The organism is Ruegeria arenilitoris (assembly GCF_013030985.1).
Lineage (GTDB): Bacteria > Pseudomonadota > Alphaproteobacteria > Rhodobacterales > Rhodobacteraceae > Ruegeria > Ruegeria arenilitoris_B.
Genome location: NZ_WPYP01000004.1, coordinates 128,265 through 145,262, shown reverse-complemented (window position 1 = coordinate 145,262; position 16,998 = coordinate 128,265). Strand labels below are relative to the sequence as shown.

Here is a 16,998-nt window from a genome sequence, read left to right as displayed (position 1 = left end):
CGCTCAGATCCCTTCGATATGTGTTTTGTAGGTTGCTTCTGCCCGGCCCCAGACGCCGCTGTTCAGATTGGTCAGGGTCAGCAGAGAAGGCAGCAGTTGCGCGGCGTAATCTTCCGAGCTTTCGACCGGCAGCATCGACGGCAGGTTGTCGATTGCCATCACGTCCATCACCGGGTCGGTGGCGACGCGCAGGGCGGGGGCGTCCCAAGTGGTAGCACGGTCGTAGACCGGCACCGGGTTGTAATCGCTGTCCGGGTCGCAGGCCACGTCGCCGATAGCGGTCAGGTTGCGCGGGGCGGTCAGCGCCGCTTGCGGAACAAAGACCGGGGTGCCGGGGCGGGCAAAGATGCAGTTCAGGAACAGGTCGTGGTCGAGGATTTCCGGGAATGGCCCGCCTCTGGCGGTCTCGGCCATGTCCCATTTGGTGACGCTGACACCCATCGCTTCGCACAGGTCCGCAGCCCCGGTTCCGACACGGCCCAAAGCGCCGATAACGATGGCGCGGGGGCGCTCGGCTCCGGTCGCGTCCACCTCGGACAGCAACTCGGCATTCAGCGCGTCCTTGCTGGGATAGACACCAACCGGCGGGCATTCCTGACCGCGTTGCTGCGCGGCCCATGTCTTGAGCGTCACGGCAGCGCCCGCGTACCCGGCCCAATAGCCGAAGGCAGCCACGCGGCGGCCATTTTCGTCCACCAGATATTCCAGGTCATACAGCGTGCCGCCGCCAGCCTTGAACCGTTCCAGCAGCGCGCGGCCGGAATGCTGGCCTTTATAGGCGTGGCCAAACATGATGTGGCGGTGGGGCAGTGGCGTGCCATCCTCGGGCAGCTCCTTCAGGCCAAAGATGATTGCATCCAGCGGGGCCTCGGGCCAGGAGTTTTCAGCCGCGATCTCGCAGCCCGCATCCTTGTAGCCGTCAATCGGAATGGCACGGACCGAGCTTTCCTCGACCGTCACGCGGATGCCCGCAGCGATCAGCGCGGCGGCGCCTTCGGGGGTCAGCCCCACCCGTTCTTCGTTCGGGCGCTGTTCTGCCCGGACCCAGAGATGTGTCATCGTACTTCCTTTTGTCAGAGCATTCCTGCAGCGCGCACCGCCTGAACCGAAGGCCGAGCCTCCATCGCCTCACGGAAGGCGAGAATTTTTGGAAAGGCCGAGACATCTACGCCGTCACCTTCCAGCCAACTGCAGACCACGTACAGATAGGCATCGGCCAGCGAGAACGCCTCACCCAGCACAAACGGCCCGCGCAGCCCGTTGGACGAGATATAGCCACAGGACGCGGTCATCGTTTGGGGAACTTTGTCTTTCATGTCCTTCCAGCTGGATTTCTTGTCGGCCCAACGCGGCCCGCGCAGCTTGTGGGCGTGGTTCACATGCATGGTCGAGGCGAGGTAAAACATCACTTCACGCATGCGGGCAGCCAAGACCGGATCGGCAGGCACCAGCCCGGCCTCGGGGGCCTTCGCTGCGATATATTCCAGCAGAGCCCCGGTTTCTGTCAGAATGCCGCCCTCTACGACCAACGCCGGAACGCGGCCCTTGGGGTTGATCTGCTTGTACGCCGGTTTTGTCTGCTCACCCTCGGCAAAGTCCAGCCGGATCGCTTCAAACTCCAGTCCGGCCTCTTCCAAGGCAATGGCAACGGCGACCGAGATCGTCCGGGGGGCATAGTAAAGCTGCATCAGAGGGCCTCCGGGGTTACAGATGGGTCTGGGCGTATTGGCGCTCGGGCGCTTCCAGATGCGGAACGGCGTTGAACAGGACCGGACTCAGTTGCGGGCCGATCGGGTGCAGACGATGCATTGACGTGTTCATGATGGCAAGGGCCACCCGTGCCATCGACGGGATGTCCAACCCCATCGCCTGCCGCACCACCATCGAGATCAACCCACCCGAGGTCACCACAATCGCGGGTCCGCCCTCGGTACCGATATCGCGCAACGCACCAGAGACACGGGCCTCGAAGTCTTCGAAGGTCTCGGGGGTGTCCCTGATCTCGCCCTTGGCCCAAGCAGCAAATGTGCGGGGCAGGTGTTCCACAAAGCCTTCGCGGTCGGTCGGGACTATCACGCCGTGCTGCTCTTCGAACAGCTTGGCGATGGTGAAGTACTCGACCTCATTCAGGCGGGGGTCGCGGATCGGTTCCGCCAGTCCCATGCTGGACGCGGTTTCGATGTGTCGGGTCAGGGTGCCGCAATAGACCCGCGTATAGCTGGTCCGCGTGAATTGCAGATGGTCACCCAGCCAGCGCGCCTGCTGGTGACCCAGATCGCTGAGCTTGTCATAGCTCTCCTCATCACGCGCATCGGTGTTGGCCTGGCCGTGGCGAACCAGTGTTATATGTGACATGGCGGTCCCTCTCGGGCGGAGTCTTAGGGCAGGTTGTAGGCAGGGACCAGAGGTGTTGCGCGGGCATCCGGCAAAAATGTCAGCGACTTATGGCGCGTGCTTGGGCGAGCTGTCGGTGATTGTCATTTTGATGTTGCTTAAGGGGGAAAAGTTTCCTATCAGAAACACGAATACAGCATACGGGCGTATACTCTTTACCCGGCTCTCAGGGGTCTGCTCTGACACAGATCAAAGTTCCATGACTGTTGACTTGCGACACAGTCGTGAGAATCTGGGCGGCAAACAGTTTGGACGTAGGGCGAACAAGTGCGACATTCAGAGATTATGACCTAAGAAAGGTTGGACCCATGACCGATATTAAGCGCACACCGTTGTATGACTTGCATGTTGAGTTGGGCGGTAAGATGGTTGATTTTGCTGGGTGGGAGATGCCTGTTCAGTATCCGCTGGGGATCATGGGGGAGCATAAGCAGTGCCGTGAGAAGGCGGCGGTGTTTGATGTGTCTCATATGGGTCAGGTGATCCTGCGGGGCGAGAATGTGGGTGAGAAGCTCGAGGCGATCTGCCCGCAGGCCTATGCGACGCTGAAGGAAGGCAAGGCGCGGTATGGGTTTTTCACCAACCCGGAAGGCGGGATCATGGATGACCTGATCGTGTCGAACGCGGGGGATCACTATTTCGTCGTCGTGAACGCAGCGCTGCGGCATCAGGACATTCCGCACATGCAGGCCAATCTGGACGGCGTCGAAGTGACCGAGATCTTCGACCGCGCGCTGGTGGCGGTGCAGGGCCCCAAGGCCGAGGATGTGGTGGGCGCGCTGTGCCCTGCGGCCCGTGACCTGAAGTTCATGGAAACCACCGTGGCCGATATCAACGGCGTGGAATGCCGCATCTCGCGTCTGGGCTATACCGGCGAGGACGGGTACGAGATCTCGATCCCCGAGGACAAGGCCATCGAGATCACCCGCGCCTTCCTGGCGCATGAGGATTGCGAAGCCGCCGGTCTGGGCGCGCGCGACAGCCTGCGGCTGGAGGCGGGTCTGTGCCTTTATGGCAATGATATCGACCAGAGCACCTCGCCGATCGAGGCCTCGCTGGGCTGGGCGATCCAGAAGCGCCGCAAGGAAGAGGGCGGCTTTCCGGGCGCCGAGCGGGTGCAGAAGGAATTGGCCGAAGGCCCCGCACGCAAGCTGGTGGGCATCAAGCCCGAAGGCCGTGCGCCCGCCCGTCAGGGTGTCGAAGTGCAATGCCTTGAAGGCAATACGATTGGCCAGATCACCTCGGGCAGCTTTGGCCCCACGGTCGGCGGACCGGTGGCGATGGGCTATGTGAGCAAAGGCCATGGCGCGCCGGGCGAGAAGGTGAACCTGATCATCCGGGGCAAGGCGCAACCGGCCGAGATCGTGGCGCTGCCCTTCGTCACACAGAATTACAAGCGTTGAAGTCAGGAGAGAGAGACATGGCAACCTATTATTCCGAAGAGCATGAATGGCTGACCGTCGAAGGGGACGTGGCCACTCTGGGCATCACCAAACACGCAGCCGAACAGCTGGGCGAGGTGGTCTTCGTCGAGCAGCAGGAAGCGGGCGACGAGTTCGAGAAGGACGGCGAGATCGGCGTGATCGAATCCGTCAAGGCGGCCTCCGAGCTCTATGCGCCGGTGGATGGCGAGATCGTCGAAGTGAACGAGACGCTGGCCGACAATCCCGGCGCGCTGAACGACGATCCCGAAGGCGAAGCCTGGATCTACAAGATCAAGATCGCAGACGCCGCGCAGCTGGAAGACCTGATGGACGAGGCCGGCTACAAGGCTTTCATCGGTTAACTCTTGCGGGCGGGTCCCGGCGCGGATCCGCCCCTTCACTTGGGGCTTCCGATCTGGGGCTCCGCCCGTTCGGGCCTGAACCTGTCCACCGGACAGGTTCCGGGACGGCCCTCACTCCCCGCCGGAGGCACCCGCCTGCCCGGCCGGACCTGACCTATTCGACAGGAGCGCTGCAATGGCCTTCAAACTGACCGACTACGAAGCCTATGACTTCGCCAATCGCCGCCACATTGGCCCGTCGCCCACCGAGATGCGCGACATGCTCAAGGTGATCGGCTTCAAGACGCTGGACGAACTGATCGACGCCACCGTTCCCCCTGCGATCCGCCAGAAAGAGCCGCTGGACTGGGGTCCGGCGATGACCGAACGCGACGCGCTCTTTCACATGCGGCAGGTGGCGGGCAAGAACAAGGTTCTGACCTCGCTGATCGGTCAGGGCTATTACGGCACCACCACCCCGGCGCCGATCCTGCGCAACATCCTGGAAAACCCGGCCTGGTACACCGCCTACACCCCCTATCAGCCCGAGATCAGCCAGGGCCGGCTTGAGGCGCTGCTGAACTTCCAGACCATGGTCAGCGACCTGACCGGGCTGGACGTGGCCAACGCATCCCTGCTGGACGAAGCCACCGCCGCCGCCGAAGCCATGGCGATGGCCAAGCGCGGCGGCCGGTCCAAGGCCAATAACGCGGCCTTCTTTGTCGACCGCAACTGCCACCCGCAGACCATCGCGGTCATTAAAACCCGCGCCGAGCCTCTGGGCATCGACGTGCAGGTGGGCGATCCCGACAGCCTCGACGCCGGTGCCGTCTTTGGCGCAATCTTCCAGTACCCCGGCACCCACGGCCATGTGCGCGACTACACCGCCGAGATCGCGGCGCTGCACGAACATAAGGCGATTGCCATCGTCGCCGCCGACATCCTGTCGCTGGCGCTGCTGAAGTCGCCGGGTGAGATGGGCGCGGATATCGCCATCGGCTCGACCCAGCGCTTTGGCGTGCCGATGGGCTTTGGTGGCCCGCACGCCGCCTATATGGCGACCACCGACAAGCTGAAGCGGTCGATGCCCGGCCGGATCATCGGTGTCAGCATCGACAGCCGCGGCAACAAGGCCTACCGCCTGTCGCTGCAGACTCGTGAACAGCATATCCGGCGCGAGAAGGCGAACTCGAACGTCTGCACCGCGCAGGCACTGCTGGCGGTGATTGCCTCGATGTATGCGGTCTATCACGGCCCCGACGGCATCAAGGCCATCGCGCAATCGGTGCACCGCAAGACCTCGCGCCTGGCCGCCGGTCTGGAAGAGGCGGGCTTCTCGGTCGAACCGGAAGTGTTCTTCGACACCCTCACCGTTGAGGTCGGCCACCTGCAGACCGTGGTGATGGAGGCCGCCGTGGCCCGTGGCGTCAACCTGCGCAAGGTGGGGACGAGCCGCGTGGGCATCAGCCTCGACGAACAGACCCGCCCCGAGACCATCGAGGCCGTCTGGGGTGCCTTCGGCATCGACCGCAAGGATGACAGCTCGAACAAACAATACCGCCTGCCGGATTACGCGCTGCGCGAGACGCCCTATCTGACCCACCCGATCTTCCACCAGAACCGGGCCGAGGCCGAGATCACCCGCTATATGCGCCGTCTGGCCGACCGCGACCTGGCGCTGGACCGGGCGATGATCCCGCTGGGGTCGTGCACCATGAAACTGAACGCCACGATCGAGATGATCCCGGTCACCTGGCCCGAGTTCGGCAACCTGCACCCCTTCGTTCCCGAAGATCAGGCGCAGGGCTATCACGAGATGATTGCCGACCTGAACGACAAGCTGTGCCAGATCACCGGCTATGACGCGATCAGCCAGCAGCCCAATTCGGGCGCGCAGGGCGAATATGCAGGCCTGCTGACCATCCGCAACTATCACTTCGCCCGCGGCGAAGGGCACCGCAATGTCTGCCTGATCCCGACCTCGGCGCACGGGACCAACCCGGCCTCGGCGCAGATGGTGGGCTGGCAGGTTGTGCCGGTGCAATCAGATGAGAACGGCAATATCGATATCGCGGATTTCCGTGCCAAGGCGGAAAAGCATTCCGACCATCTGGCCGCCTGCATGATCACCTACCCCTCGACCCATGGCGTGTTCGAAACCACCGTGCAGGAGGTCTGCCAGATCACCCATGATCACGGCGGCCAGGTCTATATCGACGGCGCCAACATGAACGCCATGGTGGGTCTGTCGCGTCCCGGTGACATTGGCGGCGACGTCAGCCACCTGAACCTGCACAAGACCTTCTGCATCCCGCATGGCGGTGGCGGCCCCGGCATGGGTCCGATCGGCGTCAAGGCGCATCTCGAGGAACACCTGCCCGGCCACCCGGAATACGGCACCGCCGTGGGTCCGGTCTCGGCGGCGCCCTTCGGTTCGCCCTCGATCCTGCCAGTCAGCTGGGCCTATGTGCTGCTGATGGGTGGTGCAGGTCTGACGCAGGCGACCAAGGTGGCGATCCTGAACGCCAACTACATCGCCGCACGTCTGAGCGAGGCCTACCCGATCCTCTACACTTCCGAGTCGGGCCGCGTGGCGCATGAATGCATCCTCGACACCCGTCCGCTGGACGCCGAGGCGCATGTCACCGTCGACGACATCGCCAAGCGACTGGTCGATAGCGGCTTCCACGCGCCGACCATGTCCTGGCCGGTGGCGGGCACGCTGATGGTGGAACCGACCGAGTCCGAGCCGCAGGCCGAGCTGGATCGCTTCTGCGACGCGATGCTGTCGATCCGGGCGGAAGCGCAGGACATCATCGACGGCAAGATCGACGCGGAAAACAACCCGCTGAAAAACGCCCCCCACACGGTGCGCGATCTGGTCGGCGACTGGGACCGCCCCTACACCCGCGAACAGGCCTGCTTCCCGCCGGGCTCCATGGGCGTCGACAAATACTGGTCCCCCGTCAACCGCGTCGACAACGCATACGGAGACCGAAACCTCGTCTGCACATGCCCCCCAATGGACGCATACCAAGACGCCGCCGAGTGAAAAGCTCCAAATCAAAACCCCCGCCAAGGCGGGGGTTTTTCTATTCGGCGGCCTCTTTCTGTTGGGCCGAGGCCAGAAGCGTGGCAAGTTCCGGGCGGCAGGATCCGCAATTGGTTCCGGCCTGCAGTGCCTCGCCAATGGCTTCGACCGAGATCAGTCTCTGGGTCTCGATCGCTGTCAGGATCGTGTTCACCCCGACATCAAAGCAGGAACACAGGATTGGCCCCGGGTCCGGCATGTCTGCCGGGGCGCGGCCCGAAAGCAGGCCCAGATTGGGCACCTGTGGCAGTGTCGCCAGATAGTCGCGCATCACCGCGACCGGTTGGGGCGAGACAAACAGCGCCGCAACCAGCCGTCCGTTTTGGTGGCAGGCCAGACGGGCCACGCCTCGGGCCGGGTCCTCGACCGCAGTGATTTCGGCATCCGGTAACCCGAACAGGTCTCGGGCTGCGGCGTGCCAGTCTTCGACGGGGTGCAGCCCCGCCAGTTCTGCGCGATAACCGGATTTCGTCGGGCTTTGGGCCCAGTAGTCGCAGCTTGGGCTCATCTCCCGGTCGGAAACCGCAAAGCCGTACCATACAGCGTTGAACCGGGTGACATTCACGACCGATGCCTTGCTTTCTGGCTGGCCTGAAACTGGGTCGGTCGCCGCCGCCACTACCGCGTCGATGCGGGCCGAGGGCGCGATTTCTCCGGTCCAATGGATCGGGGCGAAAACCTGACCCTGAGAGACATCCCTGTTGATCCGCGCGCGCAGAATGGCTTTGCCATGGGGGCTGGTCACTTCGACCAGATCGGCGGCGGAAATCTTGTGGACCCGGGCGTCGTCCGGGTGGATATCTAGAAATGGCTCGGGCAGGTGCGCCGACAGGCGGGGAGATAGCCCGGTGCGAGTCATCGTGTGCCACTGGTCGCGCAGCCGGCCGGTGTTCAGCCAGAACGGATAGCGCGGACCGGTCTGCGCCGCCGGGGGGCGCCATTTGACAGGCAACAGCCGGGCCTTGCCATCAGGGTGAAAGAACTGCCCATCCGCGAAGAACCGCCCACCCTGCCTTGTGGTTGACACAGGCCAGCGCGTCGGTTCCAGCGCGTCATAACCCGCGGCGTTCAGATCGGCGAGGCCCGAAATATCGAAATCCTTGCCGAACCGCGCCGCCACGCCTGACAGCGCCGCATGTTCTCGGAAAATCTCGCCGGGGCTTTGGTAATCGAAGACCGAGGCCCAGCCCATCCGCCGCCCGACCTCGCACAGGATGTCCCAGTCGGCGCGGGCCTCTCCGGGGGCGGGCAGAACCGCACGCTGGCGGCTGATGGTGCGGTCGGAATTGGTGACGGTGCCCTCTTTCTCGGCCCAGGCCGCGGCGGGCAGCAGCACATCGGCCAGCCGTGCCGTATCGGTGCGGTCGGTGATGTCCGAGACCACGGTGAACGGGCAGGCTGCGATGGCGTCGCGCACCGCATCAGCCTCGGGCATCGACACGGCGGGGTTGGTATGAATCACCCACAGCGCCTTGATCTGCCCGTCGCCGATGGCGCGGAACATGTCCACCGCTTTCAGGCCGGGGGCTTCGGGTATCCTCGGCGCCGACCAGAAATCGCGCACGGCGGCGCGGTGGTCGGCGTTCTCGATGTCCAGATGGCAGGCGAGCATATTGGCCAGACCCCCGACCTCGCGCCCGCCCATGGCGTTGGGTTGCCCGGTGACCGAGAGCGGCCCACAGCCCGGTTTGCCGATCCGGCCGCTCGCCAAATGGCAGTTGAGGATGGCGTTGACCTTGTCACTGCCCGCAGTCGATTGGTTCACGCCCTGGCTGAAAATGGTCACCACGTTTTCGGTGCCAGTCCACATGTCGCAGAACGTCGCGATATCTTCCGGGGCCAGCCCGGTGACCGACACATCGTCGGCCTTTGCACTGTCCAGCGCCGCATGAAAGCCGGTGGTATGCGGCAGGAAATTCGTATCCACCAGCCCACGTGCGTCGATCTGAGCCAGCAGGTGGTTGAACAGCGCCACGTCGCTGCCCGCTGCCAGTGGCAAATGCAGATCGGCGCTGTCGCAGGAGGCCGTGCGACGTGGGTCGATCACCACAATCTTTGTCCCGCGTGCCTGCCGTGCAGCCATCAGACGCTGATACAGAACCGGATGGCACCACGCCAGATTGGACCCGACTAGAACCACCAGATCGGCCTCGTCGATATCCTCATAGGTGCCGGGGACGGTGTCTGTGCCGAAAGCCCGTTTGTGCCCCGCCACGGTCGAGGCCATGCAAAGCCGCGAGTTAGTGTCGATATTGGCCGACCCGATGAAGCCTTTCATCAGCTTGTTGGCGACATAATAGTCCTCGGTCAGCAACTGGCCCGAGGCATAGAAGGCCACCGAATCCGGCCCGTGTTCCGAGATGGTGTCGCGGAACCGGTCGGCGACCAATCGCAGCGCGTCATCCCAACCGGTCTCGACGCCCGACACACGGGGGGCCAGCAGGCGGTGCGACAGGCTGATGGTCTCGGCCAGCGCGGAACCCTTTGAACAGAGTCGCCCCTGATTGGCCGGGTGGTCCGGGTCGCCGGTGACCGTCAGGCCCCCGGCACTGTCCGGCTGCAGCAGAACACCGCAGCCGACCCCGCAATAGGGGCAGGTCGAGCGCTTGGCGCAGGCGGTCAGGTCCTTCACGCGGCGCTCCTTTGCCCCAGCGAGGTGCTGTCGAGCAGGATGCGGTCGCCGTCCAGCTGCACCGGATAGGTGGCGATCTGGCCTTCGTCCGCGCCTTGGGCCTTTCCTGAGTTCAGGTCGAATACCCAATTGTGCAGCGGGCAGGTGACGGACTGCCCGTGCACGATGCCTTCGGACAGCGGGCCGCCCTTATGGGGGCAGCGGTCCGAGGCGGCAAAGACCTCATTCTCTGCCGTGCGGAACAGGGCGATGCAACCCACCGGGGTTTTCACAACCCGCGCGCCGCGCAGGGGGATGTCGTTGATATGTCCGATGTCGATCCAGCTCATTCTGCGGCCTCCAGTGTCAGATCGGCCAGTGGCGCAAAGCGCGGGGCCTCTTTGGCCTGCTCGGCCCATGGGTCTTTGCGATAGATGGATTGGCTGAGCTCGAACCGCTCGACCAGCGCGCGGCGGTTATCCAGATCATCCACCACGGTTTCCTTGATCCAGTCTAGGCCAACCTTGACCATCCATTTGTAAAGACGGTCCAGATACTTGCCGCCCTCGCGATAGGCTTGAGTGATGGCCATGACGACCTCGATGGCTTCGTCCTCGGTCGGCACCTGCACCAGCAGTTCGGTTTCCTTCACATCCATGCCGGCAGCACCACCGATGCTGATCTGATAGCCCGAGTCCACGCAGACGACACCGATATCCTTGCAGGTTGCCTCGGCGCAGTTGCGTGGACAGCCCGAAACCGCCAGCTTCAGCTTATGCGGCGTCCACGATCCCCACAGGATTTTCTCAAGCTTCACGCCCAGCCCGGTACTGTCCTGCGTGCCGAACCGGCAGTGATCGGTGCCCACACAGGTTTTCACCGTGCGCAACCCCTTGGAATAGGCATGGCCCGAGACCAGCCCGGCCTTGTTCAGATCGGACCAGATATAGGGCAGGTCGGACCCTTTCACGCCCAGCAGGTCGATCCGCTGGCCACCAGTGACTTTGACGGTGGGTACGTCGTATTTCTCGGCCGCATCGGCAATGGCGCGCAGCTCGGCCGGATTGGTGATACCGCCCCACATGCGGGGCACCACGCTGAACGTGCCATCCTTCTGGATGTTGGCATGTTTGCGTTCGTTGACGAAACGGCTTTGTGGGTCGTCCTGATATTCCACCGGCCAGTCCGCCAGCAGATAGAAGTTCACCGCCGGGCGGCAGACATGGCAGCCGTTCAGCGTCTTCCAGCCCAGCTCTTGCCAGACGGCCTCCTGACTTTTCAGCTCTTGCGATTTGATCAGGCGGCGGACGTCTTCGTGGGTCAGATCGCAGCATCCGCAGATAGGCTGCGCGATGGGCATCTGGAAATCGTCGCCCAGCGTGACCTGCAACAGTTGTTCGACCAGCCCGGTGCAGGTCCCGCAGGAGGCGCTGGCCTTGGTGGTCGCGCGGATAGCGCCCAGGTCTTCGGCGCCGCCTTCAATGGCTGCGGTGATGTCGGATTTGCACACGCCGTTACAGCCACAGATTTCCGCCTCAGGCGGCAATGCTGCAACGGCTGAGAGAGGGTCCGCAGAGCCGCCCCCCTGATAGGCCGGACCAAAGATCAACGTCTCACGCATCTCGGACACGTCTTCGCCATCGCGGATCAGGCCGAAGAACCAGTTGCTGTCGCCGGTATCGCCGTACATGACCGCGCCGACCAGCTTGTCGTCCTCCAGCACCAGCCGTTTGTAGACGCCACGGGCCGGATCGCGGAAAACGATGTCTTCGCGGGTCTCGCCTTCGGCAAAATCACCGGCGCTGAACAGGTCGCAGCCGGTGACCTTCAGCTTGGTGGACAGCGAGCGCTGTTTGAACGCGGCCTCTTCTCCCAGCAGGGTTTGCGCCAGCACTTTCGCCTGATCGTAGAGCGGCGCGACAAGGCCGAAAACCTCGCCCTGATGTTCGACGCATTCGCCGACGGCATAGATATCGGCATCCGAGGTGATCATCTGATCGTCCACATGGATGCCCCGCCCAACGGCAAGGCCCGTGTCCTGCGCCAGTGCGGTATTCGGGCGGATGCCCACCGCCATTACCAGCAGGTCGCAGGGCAATTCGGTCCCATCGTCCAGCAGCAACGCACGGGCCTTGCCGTTCTTGCCAGCGATCTTGGTCGATTTGGCGTTGAGCAGAACGGTGATGCCTTTTTCTTCCAGCGATTTCTTCAACAGGTAACCTGCGGCGGGGTCCAGCTGACGCTCCATCAGGTGGCCCATGATATGCACCACGGTCACGTCGGCACCGCGCGCGGCCATGCCTGCCGCGGCCTCAAGGCCCAGCAAGCCGCCACCGATCACGACGACCTTGTTGCCCGCGCCCATGCCCATCATCTGCTGCGTGTCTTCCAGATCGCGATAGGCGATCACACCATCCAGATCATGCCCCGGCATCGGGATCATGAACGGGTTCGAGCCGGTGCCAAAGATCAGCTTGTCATAAGGCACATGACCGTTTTCGCCCTCGACGACTTTGAGCTCGCGGTCGATTTTGACCACTTTCTCGCCAAACCGACAGGTAATGCCACGTTCGGCATACCAGGCGTCGTCATGGGTCACGATCTCTTCATAGGTCTGATCACCGGCCAGAACCGGGCTGAGCATGATGCGGTTGTAATTGCCGCGCGGCTCGGCGTTGAACAGGGTGATGTCGAACGCATCGGGGGCGGCGTCGGTCAGATGCTCCAGCACCCGGCCCGAGGCCATGCCGGCTCCGATGACCACTAGTTTCTGTTTCATGTCATTCACTCCGCGGCAATGGCTTTGGGGGCAGGGGTCTTGGGCTTGGGCTTTGCGCCGTGCTCGTATTCCTCGAGGAAATCCAACACCTCTTGCCGGTATTTGTAGTAGTCGGGATGGGACAGCAGCGCCTTGCGGGTACGCGGGCGCGGCAGATCGACATTGGTGATCTTGCCGATCGTGGCCTGCGGGCCGTTGGTCATCATCACCACACGGTCGGCCAGCAGGATCGCCTCATCGACGTCATGGGTGACACAGATGGTGGTCACTTTGGTGCGGGACCAGACCTCCATCAGAACCTCCTGCAACTCCCATCGCGTCAGGCTGTCGAGCATCCCGAAGGGTTCATCCAGCAACAGCAGTTTCGGGCTGAGCGCAAAGGCACGGGCGATGCCGACGCGCTGGCGCATTCCGTTCGACAGATCAGCGGCGGATTTTTCCATCGCATCGGCCAGACCGACCCGCTCCAGATAGTATTCCACCACATCCTGACGTTCAGCCTGACTGGCGCGCGGATAGACGCGATCCACACCGACCGAGACGTTTTCCTTGGCGGTCAGCCATGGGAAAAGCGAGGGCGACTGGAACACCACGGCGCGTTCGGGGTCTGCGCCTTCGACATGGCGGCCATCCAGCTTGATCGCGCCGTTTGAGATGTCGTTCAGACCGGCGGCCATGGTCAGTACCGTGGACTTGCCACAGCCCGAGTGACCAATCAGTGAGATGAACTCGCCCCGATTGAGCTTGAGGTTGAAATCCTCGACCACGGTCAGCGGGCCCTTGGGCGTGGGGTAGACCTTGTGCAACTGGCTGAAATCCAGATAGCGCTCGTCGATCAGGCCCGTCTGCGCCTCTTTCACCGCAGCAGGCACACCGTGGATAGGGGTCACATCGGGCAGAGTCTTGGTACCTTCGACCTTGGCCTCGATGCCCACATCCATCAGGTATTTGGTGACCTCACCACGCAGCGTCTTGAACGTCTCGTCATGGTTCATGGCCGAGCGGTCGCGGGGGCGGGGGATCGAGACCTTGAATTCGGTCCCCAAAGTGCCATCGGGATTCAGCGGGATGATACGGTCGGCCAGCAGGATCGCCTCGTCCACGTCATTGGTGATCAGGACACAGGTTTTGCGGTTCTCTTCCCAGATCTTTTCGATCTCTTCCGCCAGATTGCCGCGGGTAAGCGCGTCCAGCGCGCTGAGCGGCTCGTCCAGCAACAGAACCTCGGGGTCCATCGCCAAAGCGCGGGCCACGTTCACCCGCTGCCGCATCCCGCCCGACAGTTCGGCGGGGCGGCGGGTGGCGGCGTGGCTGAGGCCGACCATGCGGATGTAATGCGCAACCTTTTCCTCTTTCTCGGCCTTGGGCATCCTAGGGAAAACCGCATCCACGGCCAGCCGCACATTGCCCGTCACCGTCAGCCACGGCATCAGCGAGTAGTTCTGGAAGATCACCCCCCGTTCCGGCGCGGGGCCGGTGATGGGGGCGCCGCGGAAGGTGACGCTGCCCTTTGACGGGAATTCGATCCCCGCCATCAGGTTGATCAGCGTGGTTTTGCCAGTGCCGGAAAAGCCTAGCAGCACCACGAACTCGCCTTCCTGAACCGAGAGGTTGATGTCTTTCAGCACATCCGTCGCAGCAGTACCGGTGCCGAAGGATTTGCTGACGTTTTTGAATTCCATCACAGCCATGTCGATCACCGGTTGTTCGAGAAGGTGAACAGCGACTGCAGCGCGTACATCACGCGATCCAGCAGGAAGCCGATGATGCCGATGGTGAAGACGGCCACCATGATCTTGGCGAGCGAGCTGGAGGAGCCGTTCTGGAACTCATCCCAGACGAATTTGCCCAGACCGGGGTTCTGCGCCAGCATCTCGGCTGCGATCAGAACCATCCAGCCGACACCCAAGCTCAGGCGCAGGCCGGTGAAGATCAACGGCAGGGCCGAGGGCAGTACCAGCTTGGTGATCTTGGTGTATGTGTTCATTTTCAGAACCTTGGAGACGTTCACCAGATCCTTGTCGATCGAGGCCACACCCAGCGAGGTGTTGATCAGCGTCGGCCACAGCGAACACAAAGTCACGGTGATGGCCGAGATCAGGAAGGACTTTGCGAACCAGCCGTCATTGGTGACGTACGCGGCCGAGACGATCATCGTCACGATCGGCAGCCACGCCAGTGGCGAGACCGGTTTGAAAATCTGGATCAGCGGGTTCAGCGCGGCATTTGCAGTGGGCGACAGGCCGGCAGCAATGCCCAGCGGCACGGCGACGATGGTGGCGATCAGAAAACCGAAGAAGACGGTTTTGATCGAGGTCCAGATCTGGTTGTAATAGCTCGGCGCGCCAGTATAGGCGACCTCTTTGACCTTCTCAGGCTGACCTGCGTCGATGAATTTCTGGTTCCGCTTTTCGACCATCGCCTCGAACTTGGCCTTCTTGGCGGCTTTGGCCTGTGCGTCCTGATGCAGGCTGACGGCTTCGGACCAGACCTGAGCCGGTCCGGGGACGGCCCCCAGAGAGGTCTGCACCTTGGGCGACAGCGTGCCCCACAGCAGCAAAAAGGCGCAGATGGCCAGCAAAGGCACGGCCAGCAGGCGCCAGATTTCACCCATCTGGGCGCGGGGATTGTCTCCTGCGGCGGCGCGCAGGACGGGGGTGATCCAGGACAGGCCCAGAACCTGAAACCATTTGTCGGCGGCATTGATCCGGGTGAACAGGCGGGCACGGCGCGCCTCGCGTTCAGCCTCATTTGATAGCGTGTCGTGGTCGATGGCGGTCATCTTGCGGTCTCCTGGCCCGGATCGGTGTCCGGGCGGGGTGGAATTCTGTTGATGTGGAAGACCCCGGCCACACAGGCCGGGGAGAAAGCCTTAGCCTTGAACTTCGGTTCCAACGACGACCTGCTCGCCCTTCAGGCCAATCGGCAGGCTTTGCAGGTAGGCGTTGGGCTGGCGGGCGTCATAAGGAATGCCGTCGATGATATCCTCGGCAGGCGTCGGGGCTTTGTAACCATCGCTGTCCCAGGGGAAGTCGGTCTCGTTCGCCAGACCCTCGTCCACCAGCATCCGCGCGGCGTCCAGATAGATGTCGGGGCGATAGACCGACTTGGCGACCTCGTCATACCACGCGTCCGTCTGCGGCTCGGCGATCTGGCCCCAGCGGCGCATCTGGGTCAGGTACCAGATGGCGTCCGAATAGAACGGGTAGGTCGCGTTATAGCGGAAGAACACGTTGAAATCGGGCACATCACGCTTGTCACCCTTTTCATATTCAAAGGTCCCGGTCATCGAATTCGCGATCACGTCGAAATCGGCGCCCACATATTCCGGCTGGCTCAGCATCTCGACCGCGGCGGGGCGGTTGGCATTGTCGTTTTCATCCAACCAGATCGCGGCACGGATCAGAGCCTTGGTGACGGCGCGGGCGGTGTTGGGGTATTCCTCGGCGAACTCGGCGGTGATGCCGAAGACTTTCTCGGGGTTGTTCTTCCACAGCTCATAGTCGGTGATCACCGGAACACCGATGCCCTTGAATACGGCCTGCTGGTTCCACGGCTCACCCACGCAGTAGCCATAGATGGTGCCAGCCTCGAGCGTCGCAGGCATCTGCGGCGGCGGGGTGACCGACAGAAACACGTCCGCACCGATCTGGCCGGTCACGTCTTCGGGGCTGTAATAACCCGGGTTCAGACCACCGGCGGCCAGCCAGTAGCGCAGCTCGTAGTTGTGGGTCGAGACCGGAAAGACCATGCCCATGTTGAACGGCTTGCCTTCGGATTTGTACTTCTCGACCACCGGGGCCAGCGCTTCGGCCGAGATCGGGTGTTGTGGACGACCGTCATCCATGACCGGGATGTTCGGCTTCATCTCTTCCCAGATCGCGTTCGACACGGTGATGCCGTTGCCGTTCAGGTCCATCGAGAAAGGGGTGACGATATGCGCCTTGGTGCCATAGCCGATGGTCGCGGCCAGCGGTTGACCGGCCAGCATATGCGCGCCGTCCAGCTGCCCGTCGATCACGCCGTCCAGCAGAACCTTCCAGTTGGCCTGCGCCTCAAGCGTCACGAACAGGCCCTCGTCCAGGAAATAGCCGTTCTCATAAGCCACGGCCAACGGGGCCATGTCGGTCAGTTTGATAAAGCCGAAGGTCAGTTCGTCTTTTTCCAGTTCCAGCGTCTCGGCCATGGCCGGGCTAATCAGGGCGGTGGTGGCGACAAGGCCTGCAATCAGTCTGTTCATGTGGGTCTGTCCCTTGCGTATGTTCCCGGGTCACCGGGGGTGAAAAACAAAAAAAGCCGCTGCACGCTCTGACCGGGAGGACGTGGTCAGAGTGTGAGCGGCTTTGCTCAGTCGATCC

Annotated in this window: 12 protein-coding genes; 3 read left to right on the top strand and 9 right to left on the bottom strand. The window is 62.8% G+C overall.

What is annotated here, in order from left to right; genetic code table 11:
• Positions 1-3: 3 nt before the first annotated feature.
• From GOX88_RS10435 to GOX88_RS10425, 3 genes are read right to left on the bottom strand one after another with little or no spacing between them, the layout of a single operon-like run.
• A complete protein-coding gene (locus GOX88_RS10435) occupies positions 4-1,059 on the bottom strand; it encodes a saccharopine dehydrogenase (RefSeq protein ID WP_170401103.1) in 1,056 nt (351 codons plus the stop codon).
• Positions 1,060-1,073: 14 nt separating this feature from the next.
• Entirely contained in the window at positions 1,074-1,688 is a 615-nt protein-coding gene (locus GOX88_RS10430) for a glutathione S-transferase family protein (RefSeq protein ID WP_170401102.1), read from the bottom strand.
• Between the two features lie 16 nt (positions 1,689-1,704).
• Positions 1,705-2,355 (bottom strand): histidine phosphatase family protein, encoded by a 651-nt coding sequence (locus GOX88_RS10425; RefSeq protein WP_170401101.1) that lies wholly within the window; start codon positions 2,353-2,355, stop codon positions 1,705-1,707.
• Positions 2,356-2,702: 347 nt separating this feature from the next.
• On the opposite strand from GOX88_RS10425, the gene gcvT reads away from it, so the two are divergent.
• From gcvT to gcvP, 3 genes are all read left to right on the top strand, one after another.
• Complete coding sequence (gcvT, locus tag GOX88_RS10420) at positions 2,703-3,797, top strand: glycine cleavage system aminomethyltransferase GcvT (protein ID WP_170401100.1); 1,095 nt, start codon at positions 2,703-2,705, stop codon at positions 3,795-3,797.
• 17 nt (positions 3,798-3,814) lie between these two features.
• The gene (gene gcvH, locus GOX88_RS10415) at positions 3,815-4,180 is read left to right on the top strand and encodes a glycine cleavage system protein GcvH (RefSeq protein WP_170401099.1); all 366 of its coding nucleotides are present in this window, start codon (positions 3,815-3,817) and stop codon (positions 4,178-4,180) included.
• Positions 4,181-4,355: 175 nt separating this feature from the next.
• The gene (gcvP, locus tag GOX88_RS10410) at positions 4,356-7,211 is read left to right on the top strand and encodes an aminomethyl-transferring glycine dehydrogenase (RefSeq protein ID WP_170401098.1); all 2,856 of its coding nucleotides are present in this window, start codon (positions 4,356-4,358) and stop codon (positions 7,209-7,211) included.
• Between the two features lie 40 nt (positions 7,212-7,251).
• Here the strand turns inward: gcvP and GOX88_RS10405 are convergent, their stop codons facing one another.
• From GOX88_RS10405 to GOX88_RS10380, 6 genes are all read right to left on the bottom strand, one after another.
• The gene (locus GOX88_RS10405; RefSeq protein ID WP_367648068.1) at positions 7,252-9,882 is read right to left on the bottom strand and encodes a molybdopterin-dependent oxidoreductase; all 2,631 of its coding nucleotides are present in this window, start codon (positions 9,880-9,882) and stop codon (positions 7,252-7,254) included.
• On the bottom strand, positions 9,879-10,211 hold the full coding sequence (gene nirD, locus GOX88_RS10400; protein WP_170401097.1) for a nitrite reductase small subunit NirD: 333 nt from the start codon (positions 10,209-10,211) through the stop codon (positions 9,879-9,881). Before nirD ends, GOX88_RS10405 begins: the two co-directional genes overlap by 4 nt.
• On the bottom strand, positions 10,208-12,640 hold the full coding sequence (nirB, locus tag GOX88_RS10395) for a nitrite reductase large subunit NirB (RefSeq protein ID WP_170401096.1): 2,433 nt from the start codon (positions 12,638-12,640) through the stop codon (positions 10,208-10,210). Before nirB ends, nirD begins: the two co-directional genes overlap by 4 nt.
• A gap of 5 nt (positions 12,641-12,645) precedes the next feature.
• Positions 12,646-14,331, bottom strand: a complete 1,686-nt coding sequence (locus GOX88_RS10390; protein ID WP_170401095.1) for an ABC transporter ATP-binding protein — start codon at positions 14,329-14,331, stop codon at positions 12,646-12,648.
• A 5-nt stretch (positions 14,332-14,336) separates the two neighbouring features.
• A complete protein-coding gene (locus GOX88_RS10385; RefSeq protein WP_170401094.1) occupies positions 14,337-15,422 on the bottom strand; it encodes an ABC transporter permease in 1,086 nt (361 codons plus the stop codon).
• Positions 15,423-15,512: 90 nt separating this feature from the next.
• Positions 15,513-16,880: a CmpA/NrtA family ABC transporter substrate-binding protein gene (locus GOX88_RS10380; RefSeq protein WP_170401093.1), complete on the bottom strand. Its 1,368-nt coding sequence runs from the start codon at positions 16,878-16,880 to the stop codon at positions 15,513-15,515.
• Between the last annotated feature and the right edge of the window lie 118 nt (positions 16,881-16,998).

Excerpts from the sequence above, each read along its gene's own strand:
- GOX88_RS10435 (WP_170401103.1), bottom strand. The coding sequence starts at position 1,059 with ATGACACATCTCTGGGTCCGGGCAGAACAGCGCCCGAACGAAGAACGG.
- GOX88_RS10430 (WP_170401102.1), bottom strand. The coding sequence starts at position 1,688 with ATGCAGCTTTACTATGCCCCCCGGACGATCTCGGTCGCCGTTGCCATT.
- GOX88_RS10425 (WP_170401101.1), bottom strand. The coding sequence starts at position 2,355 with ATGTCACATATAACACTGGTTCGCCACGGCCAGGCCAACACCGATGCG.
- gcvT (WP_170401100.1), top strand. The coding sequence starts at position 2,703 with ATGACCGATATTAAGCGCACACCGTTGTATGACTTGCATGTTGAGTTG.
- gcvH (WP_170401099.1), top strand. The coding sequence starts at position 3,815 with ATGGCAACCTATTATTCCGAAGAGCATGAATGGCTGACCGTCGAAGGG.
- gcvP (WP_170401098.1), top strand. The coding sequence starts at position 4,356 with ATGGCCTTCAAACTGACCGACTACGAAGCCTATGACTTCGCCAATCGC.
- nirD (WP_170401097.1), bottom strand. The coding sequence starts at position 10,211 with ATGAGCTGGATCGACATCGGACATATCAACGACATCCCCCTGCGCGGC.
- nirB (WP_170401096.1), bottom strand. The coding sequence starts at position 12,640 with ATGAAACAGAAACTAGTGGTCATCGGAGCCGGCATGGCCTCGGGCCGG.
- GOX88_RS10390 (WP_170401095.1), bottom strand. The coding sequence starts at position 14,331 with ATGGCTGTGATGGAATTCAAAAACGTCAGCAAATCCTTCGGCACCGGT.
- GOX88_RS10385 (WP_170401094.1), bottom strand. The coding sequence starts at position 15,422 with ATGACCGCCATCGACCACGACACGCTATCAAATGAGGCTGAACGCGAG.
- GOX88_RS10380 (WP_170401093.1), bottom strand. The coding sequence starts at position 16,880 with ATGAACAGACTGATTGCAGGCCTTGTCGCCACCACCGCCCTGATTAGC.